The sequence below is a fragment of the Streptomyces sp. NRRL F-2664 genome (genome assembly GCF_000719345.1).
Lineage (GTDB): Bacteria > Actinomycetota > Actinomycetes > Streptomycetales > Streptomycetaceae > Streptomyces.
On sequence record NZ_JOFX01000066.1, the window covers coordinates 1 to 21,847 of the forward strand.

A 21,847-nucleotide genomic window follows, 5' to 3' on the forward strand; every position below is an offset into this window, starting at 1 on the left:
ACATCTTCCAGTGGCTCACCTACTACAACGCCCGCAGGCGTCACAGCAGCCTCGGCTACCTGTCACCCGTCGAGTTCGAACAGCAGCACCAGCGAGAACGCAGACTCCCTCTCGCAGCATGAATCCCCGTGTCCACACTCCGGGGGACGCCTCACCAGGTCCCGCTTGGCGATCCTCACGGTCGCCTCGGAACCGCCCTTGGACTGCGGGTCCGCCGGGACACATGTGCGAATCATCCCCGGTTCCACATGCACTTCACCCCCACCCGGACCTCGTCGAGGGTTGGTTCGCAGACCTGACGAACAAGCAGATACGGCGCGGAGTCCACAGATCCGTGCCCGCCTGGAGAAGGACATCCGCACCTGGATCAGCTCCTGGAACCAGAACCCCAAGCCCTTCATCTGGACGAAGAGGGCCGACCAAATCGTCGAATCGCTCGCCTCATACTGTCGGCGAATTACTGACTCAGGGCAGTAGAACCCGACATGCAGAGCATCCTGCGATTACGCGTCATCGGCGGGCATTGGGTCGTCCCCATTTGCACGCATAAACGCAGCAGAGAATAGTTCGCTGCATTCGGTCGCTGCATGAACAAAACTGGCGAAGCATGATTGCAGGTACGAGAGTCCAATATCGCGGCTGACGAACATGCATGATTCACCGACGAGGGAAAGCTCCTCACCGTCGTTGCGAGAATATAGTTTAGGCCAAAGAGTGCTGCGGTTCCACTCATCAGCAAACGCTACGAGGTCCCCAATCTCCCCTTGTGAAGGAATTGGCGCAAAGAACGTTTGAACCCATAGCACTCGGTCTTCATTTTCCCCATACAGGTCACACCGGGTGTAATGATTATTTCCGGAGAAGAAAACGCCGCCCTCTCCGTCTAGGGCGTATCTGAGCCCCATTTCTTCCAGTAGGTGCCCAAGCAAGGGGCGACCCGGGACAGCCGACGCCCCGGTTACCTGCGCGGGCGACCAGTGCGGTACCCAAAAAGAAGGTATGGAGCCGGGATCGACGCTCATTCTTTTCTCCTTTGCTTCGAAAAATTTGGTGGTGTGTGGGTGCATTGCAGCAACCAAGTCGAGCCAGCGCTAGCCCGAGGCCCTTCGAACCGCTTACGCGAATTCGGCTCCTCCTTCTACAGCTGCGCCGAGTACGTGCTGCGGCGCTCGGCCCTACTATCCTGCCGATGACAGCGAACCGCCGCATCTGACGCTGCAACCTAGAGCAACATCACTTTCTCAGGTCGGCCATATGCCCCGAGTATTATTTGACGCCGGGACCGGTTTGGTCAACACCTTCTGCTGCTGGATCCACACGAGCCTGCCTGCCAAGAAGCGGTCAGCTGATTGTAGGAGGGGGGGTCGGCTAATTTATGGCTAGGTGGAGGATAGAGTAGACAATAGGGCGCAAGGTTTAATGGTCTTATACACCTGCCAGCCTCGTTGAGAATGGCAACATGGGGGTCAGCCATAAGTAGCAGACTAGCTCCCAAAAGTCACTGCTCGCCGGGGGCCACGCGCTGTCCAGCTGGAGGCTAAGGCTTGAAGGCAATCTGTCGTGAGTAACTACGCCGCAAGCGGAGGCCGCTCGCTTGCCTAAAACGCCCGCAACAGTGCGTGTGTCCAATCCGGCACCATGAGCCTTGTCAGCTTCCGGGAATGAGGAGAAATGCGAACAACACATGCTAGCCGCCGCGACCGCCGGTTTCCGTCCAATAAGCGGCTTGCTGTGGCGCTCTCTGTTCTTATGGTGGGTGTAACTCCTGCCGTTGACCTGGCATTCTGCGATGAAGCACGGGCCGCCACGCGAGCGGCGAAAAGGCTCCAATCGGTATCAGGCATGCTCGCTCCGGGCGAGGATGTCGGAGGCGCGGTAGACGCGCGCACTGGCCGCTATTCCCTGGACGTACCGCTGTTGGAGGTTGCCGGAAGGGGCGAGGTTTCCTTCCAGCTTTTGCTTTCGTATAACCAGGAGCTGTCAAGTCTCGGAATTGACCGTCAGGGCATGGGCGAAGGGATGGGCCTCGGTCTGCCATTCATCGATGTAGCCAATGGGCGAGCCGTGGTCAAAGGCGGTGTTTACGAGATTGGCTCGGACGGTGGCACGGAGATTGGCCTGAAGCGGTTCCCTGGCGAAGGGATTCGTTTTGAGCATGTTCCGGGCAGTGTGCTGGCTCCGCGCGAGGGCGTTGCTGAACGGGCTTACGAATGGCGCCTTACAGATTTGACTGACGGTTCACTGCAGTACTTTGACGGACAGGGAAACGCTGTAGCTTTTTCTGACCGGCACGGCAACCGCATCGACTTCGAATTCGTCGCGGCCGGGGAAAAAGAGTGGCAATTGGCCAAGGTTATCGACGCTTACGGTGCTTCCATTGACCTCACCTATGAAACGGGGGAAAGTGGGCAGGAAAGGGTAATCTTTCAGGCTCCCGAACGGGTTGGCGACCGCCATCGGCTCCGCACAGTGCTCGACCTAACGGACGGCCAAGTCCGCAAGATCACCGCTACCGACGGCGGTGAGACGAACATTTCCTATGAGCGGCCGCTGTCTGGTCATGGTGCGGTTGTATCGCGTGTTGTGACGCCCTTGGGAGGCGTCACCGAGATTTCGTACGAAGAGCTGCAAGGTTCCCCTGTGCCGGCCCTTACCGCTTCGCGAGTGAGGGTTCTGGACAGCAATGGAGATCTTGCCGCGCCTGAGCAGCGCTTCAAGGCCTCTCTGGACGGGGGGCGCAATTACATGGGCGCCGGCGGTGATTTCGCCGGGGAGAATGATGTCTTTGACCAGCGGACTGGATATACATACTCCACCGAGGTCGCTTCCCTTGATTCCGAGGGTAATCCGGAACGCAGAATTGTATCTGAGTACAACAGCCTGCACCTTATGATCTCCCAGCAGGTGTTCACCTCGGCATTGGGGGATCAGGAAGCGGGCAAGCTACAGAATTCCTATAGCTGGCAGCAAAGCGCAGGCTCACCGCTCCCGCCCGGGCGAGGGGAGCCGCTTCCGGGGGACTGGGCCCGCCCCATCCGCACCACCAACGCCGCATACAACTCTGCCGGAAACTCGCGAGAGGTAATTACGGCGGCAACGTATGATTCCCTTGGTCGCGTAGTACGACGCGTAGACGAAGAGGGTGCAGTCACCGAGTTTCTGTATGACAGCGACCCCAAATCAACTGGCCTGATTCTTGCACAAAAATCTACAGGCAAAGACGGAAAAGTTCTGCAGGAAACGGTCAATATTCTCTCTGGCGATCGCCGCACCATAAGTCGGAGTGTGTTGAAAAAGGCGGACGACTCTGGCGGTGACCTCAAGGAGTACCAGGAGACCAGCTTTAAATATGATGAGCACGGCCAGGTTGCCGAAGAGAAGCTCGCCTGGGGCAGTGACGTTCCCGCGGAGGCAAGACGTGGCCCAGGCAGTGTGGTCACCAGATATTCGCGTACTGTCAATGGCGGTGAGCTCTCCGAAACCACGACGACCGGCGTTGGCACCGCGGCTGAATCTGCAACCGTGCGTAAAATTGATCTAGCTAGCGGTAATGAGATCGCGGTTGTCGATGCAGATCAGTTCCAAACCACCACGGAGTACGACACCCTGGGCAGGCCGACCCGCAGGTGGACTAACCGCGGGACTTCTGCGGAACAGCTGACTGAAACTGAATACGTTTCAGCCAATGAAACCAAGGTCAGGACGCCCGATGGCCGTGTGACGGTCACCGTGGTCGACGCGCTGGGCCGCAAGACCAGGACCACAGACAACGTGCAGGAAGGAAGGGTACTGCCAAGCGGTCAGCAAGTTAGGACGCTGGAATCTGTCGACTACAGGCAGTGGCGGGACCGTGAGGTCAAGGTAACAGATGCGCTGGGTCGCTCAACAATCACTCGCACCGACCTTCAGGGGCGAGAGACACAAAAGACACTGCCCAGCGGGATCACCGGATTCAACCAGTATGACGACGTCGAAAACTCGACAATAAAAGACACCGCTCCGGCCGGTAAGGGGATCGAAGCCTCCGCGGCGACAACAACGCTAGTCTTCGACTCTTTGCAGCGAGAAAAGGCCAGCCGCTCCGAGTATTCCGACGGAAGCCCCGCCTCTCCGGCGAGCATTGAATATGATGGCATCGGTCGGATCACATCCAGAAGAGTAAATGATCTGGCTGTGTCGGTCGCGGAGAGGAACGCCGGCGCCAGCAAAGTAGAAACTTCTCTTCCGCTTTCGTCTGAGTTTGCAGGTCCGGAGACGTCCGTTACTAACAGCTACGGGCTGGCCGAGGTTAGTGCGCTGCAGTCCGTATCCGCCGATCAGGGAAATGGCGTCGAGGAGACGCGAGACGGTGCAGAGGCAGTCTATGACGAACAAGGCCGGATCCGCGAAGAGCGCATCCAGTCTGGTCTGATTATCTCGTACGCCTACACCCCAGGCGGAAGAGTAACACGCAAGGAGGTCCGCAAGGACGGAGAAGGCTCTCCTATTGCCGTTGAGACTTTCGCGTACGACAAGGACTCGGGACTTCTGGACCAGCGAGAGCTGCGCCGGAACGGCGTAAGCAAGGTCACAGAGTACCGGTACGACACGGTGACGGGAAACCTGCTCGAAGTGTGGGATCAGTCAGACCCAGCGGGAACGAAGATCGCGTACGAGTATGATGCAGACGGGCGGCGCACTTCGGTTCTCTATCCGGATGGCATAAAACTCTCACGCGTGTACAACTCTGCGGGGCAGGTAGCTGCATCATTTGATAGCCAGGGATATAAAACTTCCTATAGCTACCGCAGCGACGGTTCACTCGAATGGGCTTCGCTAGCCTCTGACCCGTCTGCCGGAGGCTCCTCGGACGCGGTGGAAATAGCCCGTGAGTCCTACACGTACGATACCTTGGGGAATCTCTCGAAGGTCGAACGAAAGAACGGGACTGTCACCGATTACACGTACTGGGACTCTGGCCGCGTTAAGACGGAAAAAACCAGGAATGCTGACGGGGAGGTTGTGTCCTACGCCTATTCGTACGACGGTCACGGCAATGTCAAGTTGCGTACGGAGAGCCGTCCGGATGCTGCAACGGGATCCGAGGAGGTCTCTACAACTCGGTACACCTACGATGCCTATGACCGATTGCTTAAGTCGGAGGTTTTCGCCGGTGACGGGACGGACGGGGCGCCTGCAAGGTCAGTGGAGTATGGGTTCAACGCTTCCGGTGATATTGTCAACGAGAAGGATACTCGCTCCGAATCGGGAGATACATCGGTTCGGCAGCGCACCTCAGTCATCGATGATGCCGGTAGGCTAACTGCTGTCATAAACGAGGGGAACAGCGTCGAGCAGGAATGGGACGCAGAGGGTAATCTCCTTAAGGACGCAGCAGGGAACCGCTACTCCTACGGGCCTGCCAATGAGGTGATATCGGTAACATCCGCTAAAGGATCTACCACCCGCTACGACTACTGGGCCGACGGCAACAGGAGGTCGGTTCGATATGAAGGCGAGGGCAAGAGCGGCACCACCCGCTTCTACTTCGATCCCGTCGGAGCCCAGACGAAGGAGCAGTTCACGCTAGGCGACGGTGAATCGGAGTCGGGAGCCTTCTATCTCATGGCAGCGGGTCGGCGCTCTGCTCGGATAGTGGCACCCATCGGAGGTATGCCGGAATCTACTGAATACCTCCACTCCGATCGGCATGGGAGTGTGGTCGCTACTACGGATGAAGGGGGAGCAGTCAAAGATGCCTATTGGTATTCTGACTACGGGACTCGGATAGATTCAAGCGGCAGGGAACTTTCGCCGACCGGCAACATGACAGAAAACCCCTATCTGTTTGGCGGGGAGTATACAAACTTTGAGACCGGAACTCAATACCTGAGGTCAAGGATCTACGATCCTCGGCAACGACGTTTCCTTACTCGTGATTCAGAGTCGTACCACAATAGATATCAGGCGTTTGACGCGAATCCTGTAGTGAAGGTTGATCCGACAGGAAAGTATGCCGCTTATGACGAGGTGGAAAATTCGGACAATCCGTACGACCCCTATGATGTGATAATGGGCTCTACCTTGATGGGGCTCGGCGGGGTTCTCAGTGCCGCTTTCTTCGTGGCGTCTGTCTTCGCTGTAGCGACTCTCGGATTCTCCCTCTTGGCCGTAGCGGCTGTTGTTTCCTCGTCAACCGCATTCATAGCTGACCTTGTCTCTATCGGCACGGGAGCTGCCGTCCTGGCGGATGCCAACGAAAAGAATAAGGGCAACGAGGGATTCCTAGACGAGGAAACCAGAAAGTCTCTGACGATTGCCTCGGACACTGCTTCGATCGTGAGTATGGTTGCCGGTGTGGCCAACGCTGCCACCTCAGTTCCGAAAGTTGGCACCGAGATGGTGGAGGGGGCGATGAAGAAAGGCTCGCTTGCGTCGGCAAAAAGTCTCATCTCTTCGGAGTCCAAGGCTGCCCGTGGCGCTCAGGCCGGGGCAAGGATTGCAGGAGCGGCTGTCACCCCCAGCGCCCTGCCTGAGCGACAGGGCAAGGAGAACGGACGAATGGGCACCCGCGAAAATTGATCCGGCGGTTGATCGCATGCGGCAGGACCGTCCCAGTGCTGGCTGTTGAATTCGTCCGCCGACTCGGTTGGGCGGGTGGGTGACACCAGCGTAATGGCGTGCGCCGGGGCGGGTTCTGGTGATAGGTACCTTGAGGTGCCAGTGTTCATCTTGCGACTGATGACACAAGGGTCGGCGCGCCGCCTGCGGGGTGGCAGGAGTCCTTCGAGCAGCTGACGGGGCCCTATGGGTTTGTTCAAGCTGATGGGGCGGGTGGGGTTCATAGAAGGTGCTGCGAAGCATCGCGAAGAGGACGTCGGCTCGTCGTCTGGCGAGGTAGAGGAGGGCTTGGGTGTGGTGTTGGCCTTGGCTGATCTTCTTGTCGTAGCAGGCGCGGGAGGCCGGGTCGCCCAGGGCGGCGAACGCGGAGGGGAAGAAGGCCCGGTTGAGCTGCTTGTTCCCCTCCTGGACGGTTGCTCTCCACTGATTGGCGGGCCCGAGCTGCGGGTCGTTGGGGCGAGGCCGGCGTAGGCGAAGTTGGATCCGTCCCCGACGTCGATGAGGGCGGGCCGGCCCTGACGCCGATCCCGGCATGGAAGTCAGGACCTTGGGAAGAGGGTGGTTCTCCAGCAGTTCCTCGACCCTTGTGGCGAGGCGTTTGCGCTGGTCAAGCACTGCCTGGAGCGAGCTGGCGAGGCTGGGAGCGATCAGTGCGGCGGTGCGCGGGACGAGGACGGTCTGCTCATCCAGTGCCGTCGAGATTTCCCCGACCAGCCGCTCGGCCATACGCGGTGCCTTGGGACGGATCAGGGTCGCGAGCCGACGGCGTCCGGCCCTGCGCATCTGGGCGGGAGAGCCGAACTGGTCGAGGAGCCTGAGCACGGCCGGGTGCTGGATGGCCCCGCAACCGGTTGCTGATGCGGGTCGCCTCGCCGACCAGGCCGTCGTCGAAGCCGCCGATCATCTCCAGCCCGGCGGTGGTCTCTTCCTCGAGGTCGACCGAGCGGAGTGTGTGCGGCATGACACGGGGCCGCGTCCGCGATGGCGAACGCGTCGCGAGCACCGGTCTTCGCCCGCCCGGGCGATCGGCGATCCGCGGCATCGTCAGCCCGGGCAGGCAGGCCACTGGGCAGCCCATGAGCTTGTTCAGGTTGGCCACTGATCGGGTGATGGCGGGGTGGCGTAACAGGCGGGGCCCTCGGGCTGCTGAGCGGGATGTCTGACGTCCAGAGCTCTTCAACTCGGGGGCCTCGTCGGTTCCTTATCCTGCCGTACTCGATGTCAAGCGGAACAAGCGCAGTGGTCCTCGGGGGACCGTAATGCCACCGGAGCACTGATGGGCGCGCGTGCAAGCGTGAGTTCTGCGTTCGCGGACTGCCGGACGGCTGGGCGAGCTGTGAGCGCGACTGGCAGCGGTTCACCAGCGTGCCTCCTCGGCGAAATACGTCGCGGCCCGCCGCAGGCCCCACGTTCCTCTGCCGGCTCGCGGATCGGTTTGCATGCGGCGGCAAGCTCGGTCTCGTTCGAGATACAACGCCAAAGCCACCCCTGACCGCGCCACCCAGATGCCGCTTCGTCGCGTCCAGTGCCAAGTGGCGCCACTCCGCGGACATCCACCCACTTGGGGTGGCAGTTATCCCACCAACGGCATGATCACACAACAGTAGAACCTCGCCTTGCATCCTCCGGTTAGGCGTCTACTCGGATGTCCCCTTCCGGGCTGGTGGAGTGCAGGCTGAGAGGCGTCACTCAGATGTGTCCGACTAACTGGTGCCTTGGATGTGCTCGCCATGATCGCTCCGCCCCGTCTCTCAGCTGATCAAAAACACGCAGTCAGCGCGAGCGAGCAAGTTGTCGATGCTACTCGAAGGCATTGGGCGCTGCCTTATAACAGTGGCGCAGCCTCTCTAGCACGGTGCATGACTCAGAAGGTTCTTGAAACGTGGGGAATTGACCAGGTCTTCGTAGAGGATGCTCTGCTGGTGGTTTCCGAACTGGTGACCAATGCAGTAGAGCACGCACTCCCGCCCGTTACACTCTATCTGGCTCAATCGGTTCCGGGGCCGGGGTTGCTTCGAGTTGCCGTGGGGGACGGGGGCCCTTCCCCACATGCCGGAAAATGGGTGGCGAGCTGTGAGTCCGGCGAACACGGCCGCGGGAGAATCATTGTCAATGCCCTGGCAGTTTCCCAAGGCGTCCGTACTGTTACAGGAAACCGTACACAGCACTGGGCCGACTTGCCGGTGATTTTTGAATGAGCCCTTTCCATCCGGTGCTGGAGGGTGAGCTGGGCGGTCAGCGGGTGTGGCATTGAGACAGGGCCCCTGGCGAGCAGGTCGGGCGGGTCCGCCGACAGCTCCGGCGGCGGCGTGCATGCCTACGCCGTACTTGACAGGGCTGTCGTCCTTGCCGTTGCCCGCACGGTCGCGCTCGGCGGGCGTGCCGTCTATGGGCACGCCGTTCGGGAGGGCTGCCAGGTCGCGGTCACACTGTCGCGGTCACACTGTATCCATACGCGTGCGCGGTGCTCCCCGTCCGGAGCCCAGTCGCACTCCGGGCGGGCAGGTCGTGCTGGCGGGGATATGGCGGGCGTGGCCAGCTTGCCGGGAAGCCGACGGCCTGCACCGCAGCCGCCTCCGCGGACGGCGATCAGCAGTGACACAATAGCTCCACGCCAACGGGCAAAGCCGTCCTCATGCTGGAAGAAAACACCGAAGAAGCCCGGTCATCGCAGATTCAGAAAGCTACTCTGAGCAGATCCCGCAGCGGCAACCCCGGCTCCGGCGGACGGCCAAGTGGCCCCGCTGGGCAAGCAGGTCCTGCCCGTCCGGCCCGTCATGCATCCAACGGATAAAAGATTTACGGATTTTCAGCATGAAGGACTGCATGCTACCTCCTTGGGTGTTGTCTTATTTACTATGCTGCACGACAGCGGCGACTATCGGACTCTGCGATTTCTGCACTTATGGGGTCGCTTTCAGCGTCGCCTACGGCTATCGCCCTGAGCGACGGCTGCTCGCCGGATGAAACGGTCTATGGCGGGTCCACTGATCGACGGGTGTCTCTTGTCCTTCGTCGAGGCGTGGTGCAGGTGGATGTGGTGGTTGTGCGGCGACGGTGGGGGTGCGGGGTTCGCGGAAGGTGCCGTCTCGGAGCAGGGCGAAGGGGACGGTGATGCGTTGGCCGGCGAGGTGGAGGAGGGCTTGGGCGTGTGTTTGCCGCGGCCCGTTGCCGGTCACAGTAGGCCCCGGTGTCCTACCTCTGCCCTTCGGTGCAAAGTAGCTGCGGCTGACCTCCGCTCTTCCGTTGCTTCGTGTCCCGCCCGTTCGTTAGGCCGAACGAGTGGTCGGTGGAGGGGTAGGGGTTCATGCGCCGGGAGTGGTCGTGGTGGCGTGCTGGACGCCGGTGGGGATGACTGGGACCTGGTTGCGAACAAGTCCGGGCCGACCAGGCTTGGCTTCGTGCTAATGCTGAAGTATTTCGAGTTGGAGGGCCGGTTCCCCCAGTGCCTGGAGGAGTTCCCGTCGGCCGCGGTTGACTACGTCGCCGAGGTGGCCAAGGTGCCGGGCGGAGACCTGGCGAAGTACGACCTGTCGTCCCGGTCCGCGAAGGGGCACCGTACGCAGATCCGTGAGGCCCTCGGTTTCCGACCGTCGACCCGCGCCGACGAGGAACGACTGACCGGCTGGCTTGCCGATGAGGTCTGCCCCGTCGAGCTGGTTGAGGACCGGCTGCGCGAGGCCCTGCTCGTGCAGTGCCGCAGCGATCGCATCGAGCCCCCGGATCGTGGCCGCCGCGCGGGCGCGGGCAGACCGGGTCTTCTGCGCGCCGACCGTCGCGCGTCTGGGCGAGGTGTGCGCCGGGCGCCTGCTGGAGCTGGTGGCGGAGGGCAACGAGGGCGGCACCGCGCTGCTGGTCGCGCTGAAGCGGGACCCCGGTGCGGTGGGCCTGGACTCGCTCCTGACGGAGATCACCAAGCTGACTGCCGTCCGTCAGCTCGGTCTGCCAGAAGGGCTGTTCGCGGACCGCTCGGAGAAGCTGGTGGCCGCCTGGCGGGCGCGGGCGATCAAGATGTACCCCTCGGACTTCCGGGACGCGGGCGAGGTTGCACGGACGACGCTGCTGGCTGCGCTGTGCGCCTCCCGTCAGGGCGAGATCACCGATCCCCTGGTGGAACTGCTCGCCGCCCTGGTCCACAAGATCAACGCCCGTGCTGAGCGGCGGGTGGAGGATCAGCTGACCGCCGAGTTGAAGAAGGTACGCGGTAGGAGGGCATCCGCTTCAAGCTGGCGACGGCCGCAGTCGACAAGCCCGACGAGGTCGTACGCCGGGCCTTGTTCCCGGTGGTAGGGGAGAGGACATTGCGCGAGCTGGCGGCCGAGGCGAAGGCGAACGAGAAGGTCTTCAAGGCCAAGGTCCGGACCACTCTGCGGTCCTCCTACAGCTCCTACTACCGGCAGATGCTGTCGCGACTGCTGAACACCCTCGGCTTCCGGTGCAACAACACCGCCTACCGGCCGGCGATGGACGCGCTCGCGCTGCTGGACAGGTACGCCGACGTCGACGGCAAGACCCGCTTCTACGACGCCGGCGACGTGGTGGCGATGGACGGCGTCGTGCGCAAGGACTGGCGGGAGGCCGTCGTTGACGACAAGGGCCGCGTCGAGCGCATCCCGTACGAGCGAGCGGTGTGTGCTGGTGGCGCTGCGGGCGCGATCCGCCGCCGGGAGATCTACGTCGAGGGCACCAGGCGGTGGGGCGACCCGGAGGACGACCTGCCCGGTGACTTCGAGTCGGCCCGCGCCGTGCACTACGCCGCGATCCGCCAGCCGGAGGACCCGAGGGAGTTCATCACCCGGCTGAGGCGGCGGATGACGGACGGCCTGGACCGGCTGTCGGCCGCGCCCACGGACGGCTCGGCGGGCGGCGTGAAGGTCACCATCGGCAAGGGTGAGCCGTGGATCACCGTGCCCAAGCTGGAGCCGCTGGACGAACCCACGGTACTTGCGGCCCTCAAGGAAGGGGTCGTACGACGGTGGGGCGTACTCGACCTCCAGGACGTGCTGAAGAACGCGCACTTCCTCACCAGCTTCACTGACGAGTTCGTCTCGGTCGCCGCCTACGAGCGCATCGACCGCGCGACCCTCCAGCGGCGCCTGCTGCTCGCGCTGTTCGCCCTGGGCACCAACATGGGCATCCGGGCGATCGTGGCGACCGGCGAGCACGGCGAGACCGAAGCCACCCTGCGGCACGTGCTTCGGCACTTCATCACCGTCGACAACCTCCGCGCCGCCGTCACCCGGCTCGTGAACGACACCTTCGCGGCCCGGGACGCAGCCTGGTGGGGTTAGGGCACGGCGTGCGCGTCGGACTCGAAGAAGTTCGGGTCCTGGTCCAGCAACTTCATGACTGAGTACCACGCCCGCTACGGCGGCAACGGTGTGATGATCTACTGGCACGTCGAGCGGAAGAACACCTGCATCTACTCCCAGCTGAAGTCCTGTTCATCGTCCGAGGTCGCGGCGATGATCGAGGGCCTGCTGCGGCACTGCATCGACGCCGAGATCGAATCCAACTACATCGACACCCACGGCGCCTCGGTCGTCGGGTTCGCCTTCACGGAGCTGCTGAACTTCCGCCTGCTCCCGCGGCTGAAGAATATCGGCAGCATCCGCCTGTACCGCCCGGGCGACACCCCGCCCGGATGGCCCGCGCTCGGCGCATCGCTGACCCGCCCGATCCGCTGGGAGGTGATCGGGCAGCAGTACGACCAGATGGTCAAATACGCCACCGCGCTCCGGCTCGGGGCGGCGGAGGCCGAGCAGGTCCTGCGGCGCTTCACCCGCGGCGGCCCCGAACACCCCACGTGCCGGGCGTTGGAGGAACTCGGCAGCGCGGTCCGCACCGTCTTCGCCTGCGGCTACCTGGCCGGCCCCGGCCTGCGCCGGGAGATCCACGGCGGGCTCCAGGTCGTGGAGAACTGGAACAGCGCGAATACGGTGCTCCACTATGGCAAGGACGGCGCGCTGACCGGCCCGGACAAGGAGCATCCGGAGCCCTCGATGCTGGCACTGCACCTGCTCCAGTCCGCGCTCGTACACGTCAATACCATGCTGGTGCAAGAGGTCCTAACTGAACCGGCTTGGGCCAAGAAGCTGGGCGATGCGGACCGGCGTTGGCTGACCGCGCTGCTCTGGTCGAACGTCAACCCGTACGCCACCTTCCGCCTCGACATGGACAAGCGGCTCTACCTGGGACTACCGGTCACCGTGCCGCGCCCCCGCCCCGCTGAAGCCGCCGCCGGGGCGGTCCGCTGAAACTCGGCGTGGCGGGCTGGAGAAGTGCTCGCTTCTACCGCACCGGGCAGCGTTCTCACCGCAAGGAGTGAGGGATCCGTGCGATGCACGCCGCGATGTCCGTGAGGAGTCCGATGACGGGTTCGTTGTCACGGACCTCTCCGCGTGTCCGGGTGTCGTCGTTCCGGTGCGTGGGCAGCTCGCCGAGCCGCTGGGCGTGAAGCTGGGCGAGGTAGAGGCGCATGGCGTCGAGGGTGTCGGTCAGGGCTTGCCTGTGCGTGTCCTGCCCGTCCGGTTGCGGTGCTGTCAGGGCTGCGCGGGCATGGGTGCGGTAATCGGCAAGGCCGGGGATGAGCATGGCGCGTGACGTGGCGTGCACCGTCAGAGCACCGATGTGCTCGACGAGTGAGGCCAGGGTGGTGAGAGTGGCCGAGGCGACCGCGAGGGCTTCAGCATCACGGCCGGGTTCTCTGCCGGCGTGCTGCCGTGTGGCCCGGGCCTTGACGAGTGCGTCTTCTGCTGCGCGGCGCACCTGGTCTGCGGGGGGCGTCTTGGGGTCGGTAAGCGAGTCCAGGGTTGCATCCAGGTAGGTGGCGGCGGCGTGGGTTGCCTGGGTGGTGTGCTGAGTGAGGCGGTCGTGGTCCCAGGCGGGCCACAGGAGGTAGCCGCCCAGGAGCGCGGCGGCGCTGCCGAGGACGGTCATGGTGATGCGTTCAAGAGCTGATGCCCAGTCGCCGGGCTGGGCGACGTCGCCGATCAGCAGCACCAGGGGGGTGCCGAAGACGACCCAGAAGGCGTAGTTGACGGGTCTGAGGGTGAACCCTGCGCTGATGATCGCGAAGAGCAGGACGGCGAGAACCGCGGGGTCTTTGACTCCTGCGATGAGGAGTGCGGCGCAGGTGCCGCCGATCAGGTTGCCGGCGATGCGCTGTCCGGCGCGTTCGAGGGTGGTGCCGTACTGGGGGCGCAGGACGCGCAGGACGGCCAGAGTTGCCCACTCGCCGTGCGGGAGGCCCGTGACCGTGACGAGGATGAAGACGGCGGCGCAGACGGCCGTGATACGCAGTGCGTGGCGGTAGGAGCGGGAGCTGAGCGTCATCGTGGCGCGCAGGCGTGCGGTGTCGTAACCGGTCTTGCGTGGTGGGGCTGGGTGGAGCCGGGTGGAAGCGGCTGCTGTCAGCGCATCGGCTTGCCGGTGCGCGGTGAGGGTTGCGGTGTGGATGCGTTCGAGAAGCCGGCGTTGGCACCCGGCTCTGGCGAGCAGGTCGTAGGGCTCCTGGCCGACGGCTGTCCGTGAGCGCATGGCGTCGCAGGCGAGGCCGAGTTCCTTCAGCGCCCGGGCGGTATCCGGAGGGGCGGTCGCGTGGCCCGGCCGGGCGAGCCTCCGTGCGGTATGCGAGAGGTGGTCGGCGAGCGTATGGGCGGCGGCGGTGCACTGCCGCCGGACGGGTGGCGGCGGGGGGCCGGTCTGGGCCAGTGCCGCAGTGAGGTCGACCAGCAGGGCGGCCTGGCGCAGCAGCGGATCGACCCGGACCGCCAGGCCTTCATCACCGCCCGGGCCATGCAGTGCCAGAGCCGCCTGTTGTGCCCTGCGTAACGCGGGAACCGCACTCGTATGGTCGCCGTCACCACGGTCAGAGCCGGCGGTGATCCAGACGAGGCGTCGGCCGGCCTCTCGATAGGGCGCGGCTGCGGCCGTCAGGACGCTGCGCAGGCGCGGGGCGGGGGTGAGCAGGCCGGTGGCAGCGGCGTACCAGAGGCCACCGGCCAGTACGAGAAGCGCGGCACTCACGGTGCCGTCCGATGGTCCGGAGGCGGCCTGGCCGGCTCCGGCCAGCAGTGCGGTTGCCGGCATGGTGCCCAGGCGGGCTACCGTTCCATGAACCGCTTCGCCCATGGCAGCGAGGAAGACCAGCAGGAGCAGCAGGGCCAGAGCGAGCGGGAACAGTCCGGTGGCCAGTTCTCCGGCGTAGAACGCGAGCGCGTTGACGACACCTGCCGCCGCCAGCCCGGCCGTCCGCTGCCTCCGGGGACCGCCCTTGTTGGTGAAGGCGGCCACATACGCGCCCAGGCACGCCAGCGCCCCAGCCTCGGGATCACCAGCCACCACGCCCGCCAGCAGGGGCAAACCCACGGCCACCCCGTTGACCAGCCCCGTTCCGGCCGCTGGCCTGCTGCCCTCGGCCGGAGCGAACAAGCCGGACAGCCATACCCAGGCCCTGATCCTTCTCAACCGCGCTGGAACCGGCCCATCAGCACAGCCTGCTCCAGGACATGACCTGCCATGGCTGCTTCGAGCTCCGCACGCCCCGCAGAAGGCGGCAGCTGCAGGGTGGTGTCGAGCGCGTAGAGGGTGAAGAAGTACCGGTGCGGGCCGTCACCGGGCGGCGGCGCCGGACCGATCCACGTATTCGTACCCCTCGTGGTGACCCCCACCACGCCCGCTCCCTTGTCGGCTTCGGACAGGCGGCGCTGCCCCGCTGGGATGTTCCACATCACCCAGTGGTCGAAGTTCCCATCGGGCCGCCTCTCCCGGGGCACATCCGGATCGTGCACCACCAGCGCCAGGCTCACCGCCCCGGTCGGCACCTCATCGAACTCCAGCGGCACCAAGGACTCGCTCCCGTCCACCGAGTGCTCGGCAGGAATCCAGCCCCCGTCCTGAAACGACGGACTCGCAATCTTCATAGCGACATCCTCTGCCATTCCGGCGCAACTAGCTCGCTGCCACACTTTGTCCCACGCACAAAGCCTCGCGGTAAATACCGGATTTACTGCGACGGAGCCCTTAGCGTGATCATCGCTACCTGCGGCGGATTCTCCATCTGTCACAGACGAGGTGTACGCATTTACTGCGGCAGTGCCGGAGGGCGGGACGGGTGAGGCGATCGAACCGGTGACCGAACTCGGGGACGGGGGCGCGCCGCGGCTGCCGCGCGCTCGGGTAGTGCCCCTCTCCACCCCTCCCTCGACGTACACCGCGGCGGTCGAGCGGTACCTCACCGGCGCGGGCATCGCGAGGTCCTCCGCACGGATCTCCCGGATCTCTCTGACGACCTGGGGGTGGATGCTCGCCGGTGAACCCGCGCCGGCCGGACCGGCCCGCCGGGGCGCGAAGCCGCCCGCCTTCCCCATCACCTGCACCGACGACTCGTCACTGCCCGAGGTCCTGGCCGAGCTGGCGGCGGCACGGGCGGACGAGATGGACGCCGATACCGTCAACCGGGAGCTGTCCATCGCGCGCCAGGCGATCGGCTGGTGGCAGCGCCAGGGCTGGATCGCCGTGGACCCGACGATCGGCATCGAGCGGCGGCCGGCGCCGCCGGACCGCACCAAGGCCCTGGCCAACAACCAGATCGCCGCCCTGTGGCGCCTGGACGTCGCGCTGCGCGAGAAGACGCAGTGGAGGATGCTCTAGGAGTCCGCCGCACGGGCCGACGAGGTGTGTGCCTGAACGTGGACGACCTGTACCCGCAGGACAACCGCGGGAAGAACACTGCCAAGGGCGGGGCGACCGAGTGGATCCACTGGCAGTCCGGCACCGCACAGCTTCTGCCCCGCCTCACCGCCCGCCGTACCCGCGGCCCCCTGTTCCTCACCGACCGCAAGGCCCCGGCCGGGACGCCGACGCTCGACGTGTGTCCGGAGACCGGCCGGGCCCGGCTCTCCTACCGCCGCGCTGAGGAGATCTTCGAGCAGAACACCCGACTGCTGGCCAACCCCCTCGCCTCACCCGACGACATCGAAGACCTGGATGGCTGGACGCTCCACCGGCTCCGCCACAGCGCCCTCACTCACGACGCCGAGGACGGCACCTCCACCCCGATGCTGCTGGCCCGCTCCCGCCACGCCTCCGTCCGCTCACTGGAACGCTACGCCCGCCCCGGCGTCGACGCGGTCGCCCGACACGTCGCCGAATGCCACCCTGCCGCACGCCGCCGGAATCAGTAACGGCCGTCGCCCCTACCTTGCACCGTGGGTCAGGCATAGGAGGCCGGGGCCCAGTAGGTGCGGGAGGCCGGGTCGGCGTTCGCGCAGGCGGAGGGGAACGTCGCCCGTTTGGGCTGCCGGTTTCCGCCCCGTGTGCGTGTTGGCCGTGGATCGAGGTACCGGCGACTGCGTCGTCGGAGCGAGGCTGGAATAAGGGGCGGGGTGGGCGGCACTGGGACAGCCGCTCCCGTCACCGACGGCCGCCGACAGGACGGCGGCGTTTCTGGCCCCGGCTCCGGGCGTCGCGGTCGGGACCGGGTGGCAAGGGGCGGGTCCCCAATGGGCGCTGACTGGGCTACTACTGATCTTTTCGTTAGTTCTGTGGGGTGGGTGGGTGGATGGTGAGTCCGGTGTGGGTGAGGAGGGAGCAGGGCAGCTGTCGGTTTTGGTTGATGCGGTGGATGCCTTGTTCGGTGGCGTCGGCGGCTTCTGCGAGGTGGGCGCCGGCGAGGTTGGCGAGCTCGCGCTTTTTGAGCGAGGACCACAGCAGCTCCACCGGGTTGAGCTCAGGCGCGTAGGCGGGTAATCGTTCGGGGGTGAGCCAGTCCTGATCTGCGCCCCAGGCCCGCATGGCCCGGCTCCAGTGGGCGGACAGCCCGTCCCGGACCAGCACCACCCGCTCCCCGCGGTAGAACACCTTGAGCTGTTCAAGGACCTCGATCAGAGCGGTGGTGTCGTAGCTGCCGGGCTTGAGGTGGAAGCACAGGCGCGGGCCGTGTTCTGGATCGGCGGCGTGGTATCCGAGAGCCGCGGCCATCGAGGCCCGCTTCCAGTTCAGCCGATGCCGCAGGAGCGGGGTGCGGCCGCCGGGTGCGGAGGTACGCCGGACCTGGGGCAGTAGCGATACGCCCGATTCGTCGAGGAAGACGACCCAGGCACGTGTGTTCACCGCCCCCTTTTGATGCGCGGCCGCTCATGCGCGATCCAGCGGGCGGTCTCGGATTCGTCCCGCTCCACCGCCCGACGCCCAGGACGCTGCAAGCTCCACCCGAGCCGGCCGGTCAGCAGCCGCCACACCGACGCCCGCGACAACGACACCCCTGCCACCCACTCGACCACCAGACCGACCCGCTCCAGCGTCCACAGATCAGTCTCGAACCCGTGCGCCTGGGCACCTCGCTCCAGAGCGGTCCGCACCTGCTCGACCTGGCCGTCGTCCAGCTTGGGCGGACGACCGGTGGCCGGACGCCGCCGCAAGCCACCAGTGCCGCCCTCCTCCCACACCCGCTTCCACCGCCGCACGCTCTCATCGCTGACTTCCAGCATCCGTGCGATCTCGACACTCGGGCGCCCTTGCCCGAACAACTCGGCCGCCCGCACACGCCGAGCCTCGGCCAACTGCGGCCGTGCCAAAGGAGGAATGACAGGCTCGGAAGCGACAGACGAAGGCTTGAAAGACACGAGCCCAGGGTCCCACCAACAAGCCCACCACGCCCACAGAACTAACGAAAAGATCAGGTAGGCACTGTGTCGAAAGTGGATCTTGAGCTGTGGATGATCACGGTTCATGGGTCGGGGAGATCTCACGGACGAGCAGTGGGCGGTGCTGGAGCCGCTGTTGCCGAAGGGCGCGAGGACGGGGCGGCCGCCGGTCTGGCCTCGGCGGCGGCTGATCGACGGCATACGGTTCCGGGTCCGGACCGGTGTTCCGTGGCGGGACGTGCCTGCCGAGTATGGGCCGTGGGGCCGGGTCTACGACCTGTTCCGCCGGTGGCAGCGGAACGGCACCTGGTACCGGATCCTCACCCGGCTCCAGTCCCTGGCCGACGCGGAAGGTGCGATCACGTGGGACCTGAGCGTCGACTCCCCCGTGTGCCGCGCTCATCAGCATGCGGCTGGAGCCCGCAAACAGGGCGATCTGCAAAAGGAGCCGCCGGGTGGCGTGTTCGCCGAGCCTGGTGATCACGGGCTTGGGAGCTCGCGCGGCGGGTTCACCAAGCTGCGCCTGGCCGTCGAGCAGGGGCAGAAGCCATGTCGATCATGGTCACGGCCGGGCAGCGCGGCGTCGCCGCAGTTCGAACCCGTGCTGGAGAAGGTCCGCGTGCCCCGCATCGGGCCGGGCCGGCCACGCGTCCGCCCCGATCGGGTGCGGGTCGGCAAGGCGTACGCCTCCCGGAAGAATGGCGCCTACCTGCGTCGCCGCGGGATCCGCTGCACCATCCCGGACAAGGCTGACCAGGCGCGCAACCGGCAGAAGCTCGGCTCCCGCGGCGGTCGGCATTGCGCCGGACCGGGCGGTGGCCGGTCTCTCATCAGCGTCTGTTTCGGCACCTCAGGAACCCGGCGGCTGAGCTTGTTCGGCCTTGACGGACACCTTTGCTGTGTTGGTCAGACCGCCAAGGCGGTCTCGTATTCAGCGGGACTTTCGACTGCGCAACGGGAGATTGGAGTAGGAGAGAGGTAGGGTTGCCTAGACCATCTGCAGGAGACGATCTCACCTCAATAAACCGTCAATCGGATGAACTTGCCCGCCATCGGCAATGTTGCAATTATTTTCCGGTGTCCTGAGAAAAGTGAGGGAAAAGTGGGCTCTCTGATGGATCTAGCAATCAGGCGAGCGGCAGTGTCTCCGTGCCGTCATAAAATGGGGGCGGTTCTAGCGTCGGGACGACGCGTCCTGGGAGCGCACTACAATGTGCAAAGAAACTCGCCCGTAATCGACTTCCAGAACGCCACGTTCCATGCAGAGGAAGCTGTTCTCCGACGAGTGCGCAATCCATCCGGTGCGATTGCTTATGTCGCCCGCGTAAATGCCTCCGGCATCCCCATGCTGGCGCGCCCGTGCCCGCGCTGTCAGAAAATCTTGGCCGATGCTGGAGTGGCGGGGGCCTACTATACAACGTCATCTGACGCCATTGAATATATGGCTATCGGTCGCTGAGCCGCGCCAATCGTGAAAATCCTGCACCGGTACGGATCGTCAGACGCGATGAGCCGCCAGCAGCGAAGAACTTGGAATAGATTTGCGGGCGAGAAATTTCAACAGGGTGGATCGAATTACGCAATCTGCCTCGCCGAATGCGTTACTTTCGCGTCGCTGCTGCTGAGCTGAATTGGGTGTTGTCGGTGCTGTCCGCCTGACGGTTGGCCGTGTGCACCGATAGCCGTTGGGTGGGGATGTGCGCAGGGGGGCGGGCTGAGCGGCGGCGGGGGGACCGCGCGGAGCGGTTGGGGCTCTCGGCCGTGGAGAGTGTTCGAGGGCGGGCAGGAGAGGGCGGGGGTGCCGCTGTCCTTGACGCGTTCGTCGCTGACCTGCCCACGCTCGGCGTTGCACGCGGCATCCACCCCTGCGGACATGAGGGCGTCGGCAAACGTCTTGATCACCGCGCGCAGCAGATCGGAATCCGCCGCGGCGAGGTTGTCCTCGGCGAGGGCGTGCAGGGGAAGACTGTCCGGTGCGGTCATCGTGTTGATCTCCTGCGAGGCTTCGACACTTCAAAGATCAGCCGGTGGCTGTTCGTCTATGCGGGCCTCACTCTGAAGCCGGAACAAACCCCCGGATGAGGTCCAACCCGTACACCACTTCCCAGGACGCAACCGAATGCGCGGGTGGGACGCTGGTCAGTGCGGACGTGTAGACGACTCGTTGCAGGCGTCGGTGGTACCGCTGTGGGCGGTGGAGGTGCGGCTACCTTGCCGGGGTCTTGCGGGGCCGGGAGACCCCGGCAAGGGCGGCGAGTCGGGGTCCGCGTCCGAAAAGGCGTCCAGTTTCCGCCGACGGCTGCGCGGAACTCGGCACCGAGGGCCGCAGCTGATGGGCACGGAGGTTATTGAGCTTGAAGGCTGGGCGAGGCGGCTCAAGACAGCTCAGGATATGGCTTTGCGCGCGCGGTTGACTCTGGTGTGAGGCGGTCGGTGAGGACGGATTTCCGGTGTCCACGAAGACGGTCGCGGACCAGGTGGGTGCCACGCGGGAGACGGTGTCGAAGCGGCGGAAGCGGTTTTTGGAGGACCGGATTGCGGGTTTGGGGGACGAGCCACGTCCGGGTCGGCCGCGAACGGTTTCGGATCAGCGGATCGCCGATCTGATCGCCCGCACTCTGGAGTCGGAGCCGGATAACGCGACGCACTACCGACGCGGTCGATGGCGAAGAAACGGGACTGCCGCAGTCGACCGTGTCGCGGGTGTGGCGGGCCTTCGGCCTGCAGCCGCACCGCTCGGAGACGTTCAAGCTGTCCACCGACCCGTACTTCGTGGACAAGGTGCGCGACGTCGTCGGGCCCTGCCTCGACCCGCCCGAGCGGGCACTGGTGCTATGCGTGGACGAGAAGCGCAGATACAGGCCACGGACCGGTCCCAGCCGGTGCTGCCGGGAGTACCCGAGCGGGCCACCCACGATTACGTCCACGCTGGCACCACCACCCTGTTCGCTGCCTTCGATGCCGCCGCCGGCAAAGTCGTCGGATCCATGCACCGCCGCCGAGTGTAATAAAGTTCCTCATCCGGATGGACAGAGAAGTCCTAGCCGAACTCGATGTCCACCTTACTTGTGACAACTACGCCACCCACAAGACCGCAACGGTGGAGAAGTGGCTGCTGGCACATCCGCGGTGCCATATGCACTTCACCCCGACTGGTTCCCCCCGGCGAGCGGCCCACCCATGGCTGAACCTTGTCGAGCGCTGGTTCGCCGAACTGGCCACCAAGCGGATACGGCGCGGCGTCCACAAGTCAGTCCAGGGACTGGAGAAAGACATCCGCACCTGGAACGACAGCCCCTACGTTTGGACGAGCAGATCAGACGAGAATCCTCGAATCCCCCGCCACATACTGCAGCCGAATTAACGACTCAGGACACTAGAAGGCGATGTGGGTGATGGTGTCATCTTTTGCCGCGTCAAGGGTGGATCGGCCGGGAAGGTCTGATAGACAGTAGATATGTCACGGCCGAACCGGCCGCGCCAACTTCCATACGTACCTTGGGGATCGCCGCACTGTGAAGCCGCTTCACCGCCACATCGTCAACACCTCGCGCAAGGTCCTGTGTACGGCCGCGCTCGCGGCCAGCCTGACCACTGCC

General features: G+C 64.7%; 13 protein-coding genes and 8 pseudogenes. 12 read left to right on the forward strand and 9 right to left on the reverse strand.

All coding sequences use genetic code 11. The features are described 5' to 3' along the window. Window positions 1-2 precede the first annotated feature (2 nt). Window positions 3-122 carry an integrase core domain-containing protein gene (locus IF89_RS44990; RefSeq protein WP_420706990.1) on the forward strand — a complete coding sequence of 40 codons (120 nt, stop codon included), beginning with the start codon at window positions 3-5 and terminating at the stop codon, window positions 120-122. 111 nt (window positions 123-233) lie between these two features. Continuing rightward, window positions 234-477: pseudogene (locus IF89_RS48055) on the forward strand (IS630 family transposase); the annotation flags it as partial. A gap of 26 nt (window positions 478-503) precedes the next feature. Here the strand turns inward: IF89_RS48055 and IF89_RS42750 are convergent. Next, a complete protein-coding gene (locus tag IF89_RS42750; protein ID WP_158717984.1) occupies window positions 504-1,022 on the reverse strand; it encodes a YbjN domain-containing protein in 519 nt (172 codons plus the stop codon). A 985-nt stretch (window positions 1,023-2,007) separates the two neighbouring features. Here IF89_RS42750 and IF89_RS46280 point away from each other — a divergent pair. After that, window positions 2,008-6,561, forward strand: a complete 4,554-nt coding sequence (locus IF89_RS46280) for an RHS repeat domain-containing protein (protein ID WP_158717985.1) — start codon at window positions 2,008-2,010, stop codon at window positions 6,559-6,561. A gap of 246 nt (window positions 6,562-6,807) precedes the next feature. Here IF89_RS46280 and IF89_RS48060 read toward each other — a convergent pair. After that, window positions 6,808-7,675, reverse strand: a pseudogene (locus tag IF89_RS48060) (IS110 family transposase); the annotation flags it as partial. 655 nt (window positions 7,676-8,330) lie between these two features. Here IF89_RS48060 and IF89_RS42765 point away from each other — a divergent pair. Continuing rightward, window positions 8,331-8,798, forward strand: coding sequence for an ATP-binding protein (locus IF89_RS42765; protein ID WP_267882119.1), 468 nt, complete (start codon window positions 8,331-8,333; stop codon window positions 8,796-8,798). 861 nt (window positions 8,799-9,659) lie between these two features. On the opposite strand, the pseudogene IF89_RS49725 reads toward IF89_RS42765, so the two are convergent. Continuing rightward, a pseudogene (locus IF89_RS49725) lies at window positions 9,660-9,783 on the reverse strand (IS110 family transposase); the annotation flags it as partial. Between the two features lie 224 nt (window positions 9,784-10,007). Here IF89_RS49725 and IF89_RS48065 point away from each other — a divergent pair. The 3 genes and pseudogenes from IF89_RS48065 to IF89_RS47170 form a co-directional block, all read left to right on the forward strand. Continuing rightward, window positions 10,008-10,265: pseudogene (locus IF89_RS48065) on the forward strand (DUF4158 domain-containing protein); the annotation flags it as partial. Between the two features lie 61 nt (window positions 10,266-10,326). After that, window positions 10,327-10,890, forward strand: coding sequence for a hypothetical protein (locus IF89_RS48070; protein WP_234327958.1), 564 nt, complete (start codon window positions 10,327-10,329; stop codon window positions 10,888-10,890). A gap of 521 nt (window positions 10,891-11,411) precedes the next feature. Next, window positions 11,412-12,857, forward strand: a pseudogene (locus IF89_RS47170) (transposase). A gap of 55 nt (window positions 12,858-12,912) precedes the next feature. Here the strand turns inward: IF89_RS47170 and IF89_RS0132465 are convergent. Together IF89_RS0132465 and IF89_RS49425 are read right to left on the reverse strand one after the other, a co-directional pair. After that, a complete protein-coding gene (locus IF89_RS0132465; protein WP_158717986.1) occupies window positions 12,913-14,970 on the reverse strand; it encodes an FUSC family protein in 2,058 nt (685 codons plus the stop codon). 95 nt (window positions 14,971-15,065) lie between these two features. Beyond that, on the reverse strand, window positions 15,066-15,851 hold the full coding sequence (locus IF89_RS49425; RefSeq protein WP_324605387.1) for a YbhB/YbcL family Raf kinase inhibitor-like protein: 786 nt from the start codon (window positions 15,849-15,851) through the stop codon (window positions 15,066-15,068). Between IF89_RS49425 and IF89_RS48075 the strand changes: the two genes are divergently transcribed. Beyond that, a complete protein-coding gene (locus tag IF89_RS48075; protein ID WP_234327954.1) occupies window positions 15,784-16,254 on the forward strand; it encodes a hypothetical protein in 471 nt (156 codons plus the stop codon). The genes IF89_RS49425 and IF89_RS48075 overlap by 68 nt on opposite strands. Window positions 16,255-16,292: 38 nt before the next feature. Beyond that, window positions 16,293-16,787: a site-specific integrase gene (locus tag IF89_RS0132485; protein ID WP_234327955.1), complete on the forward strand. Its 495-nt coding sequence runs from the start codon at window positions 16,293-16,295 to the stop codon at window positions 16,785-16,787. 50 nt (window positions 16,788-16,837) lie between these two features. Here IF89_RS0132485 and IF89_RS48080 read toward each other — a convergent pair. The 3 genes and pseudogenes from IF89_RS48080 to IF89_RS0132495 all read right to left on the reverse strand — a co-directional run. Further along, window positions 16,838-17,075 (reverse strand): annotated as a pseudogene (locus IF89_RS48080) (transposase); the annotation flags it as partial. A gap of 64 nt (window positions 17,076-17,139) precedes the next feature. Continuing rightward, complete coding sequence (locus tag IF89_RS0132490; RefSeq protein WP_030775728.1) at window positions 17,140-17,715, reverse strand: transposase; 576 nt, start codon at window positions 17,713-17,715, stop codon at window positions 17,140-17,142. Further along, complete coding sequence (locus tag IF89_RS0132495; protein WP_030775731.1) at window positions 17,712-18,227, reverse strand: winged helix-turn-helix domain-containing protein; 516 nt, start codon at window positions 18,225-18,227, stop codon at window positions 17,712-17,714. Before IF89_RS0132495 ends, IF89_RS0132490 begins: the two co-directional genes overlap by 4 nt. A 106-nt stretch (window positions 18,228-18,333) precedes the next feature. Between IF89_RS0132495 and IF89_RS0132500 the strand changes: the two genes are divergently transcribed. Together IF89_RS0132500 and IF89_RS49730 are read left to right on the forward strand one after the other, a co-directional pair. Beyond that, window positions 18,334-19,230 carry an IS5 family transposase gene (locus tag IF89_RS0132500; RefSeq protein ID WP_051807972.1) on the forward strand — a complete coding sequence of 299 codons (897 nt, stop codon included), beginning with the start codon at window positions 18,334-18,336 and terminating at the stop codon, window positions 19,228-19,230. A 132-nt stretch (window positions 19,231-19,362) separates the two neighbouring features. Next, window positions 19,363-19,707, forward strand: coding sequence for a hypothetical protein (locus tag IF89_RS49730; RefSeq protein ID WP_420706991.1), 345 nt, complete (start codon window positions 19,363-19,365; stop codon window positions 19,705-19,707). Between the two features lie 353 nt (window positions 19,708-20,060). Here IF89_RS49730 and IF89_RS49735 read toward each other — a convergent pair. Continuing rightward, window positions 20,061-20,231: pseudogene (locus IF89_RS49735) on the reverse strand (IS256 family transposase); the annotation flags it as partial. Between the two features lie 349 nt (window positions 20,232-20,580). On the opposite strand from IF89_RS49735, the pseudogene IF89_RS42790 reads away from it, so the two are divergent. After that, a pseudogene (locus IF89_RS42790) lies at window positions 20,581-21,628 on the forward strand (IS630 family transposase). Window positions 21,629-21,847: the final 219 nt, after the last annotated feature.

What these genes read in the sequence shown, in the direction of transcription:
- IF89_RS42750 (WP_158717984.1), bottom strand. Translation starts at nt 1,022, where the DNA reads ATGAGCGTCGATCCCGGCTCCATACCTTCTTTTTGGGTACCGCACTGG.
- IF89_RS46280 (WP_158717985.1), top strand. Translation starts at nt 2,008, where the DNA reads ATGGGCGAAGGGATGGGCCTCGGTCTGCCATTCATCGATGTAGCCAAT.
- IF89_RS42765 (WP_267882119.1), top strand. Translation starts at nt 8,331, where the DNA reads ATGATCGCTCCGCCCCGTCTCTCAGCTGATCAAAAACACGCAGTCAGC.
- IF89_RS49425 (WP_324605387.1), bottom strand. Translation starts at nt 15,851, where the DNA reads ATGCCCGCGCCGGTGAGGTACCGCTCGACCGCCGCGGTGTACGTCGAG.
- IF89_RS0132500 (WP_051807972.1), top strand. Translation starts at nt 18,334, where the DNA reads ATGGGTCGGGGAGATCTCACGGACGAGCAGTGGGCGGTGCTGGAGCCG.
- IF89_RS49730 (WP_420706991.1), top strand. Translation starts at nt 19,363, where the DNA reads ATGGATCTAGCAATCAGGCGAGCGGCAGTGTCTCCGTGCCGTCATAAA.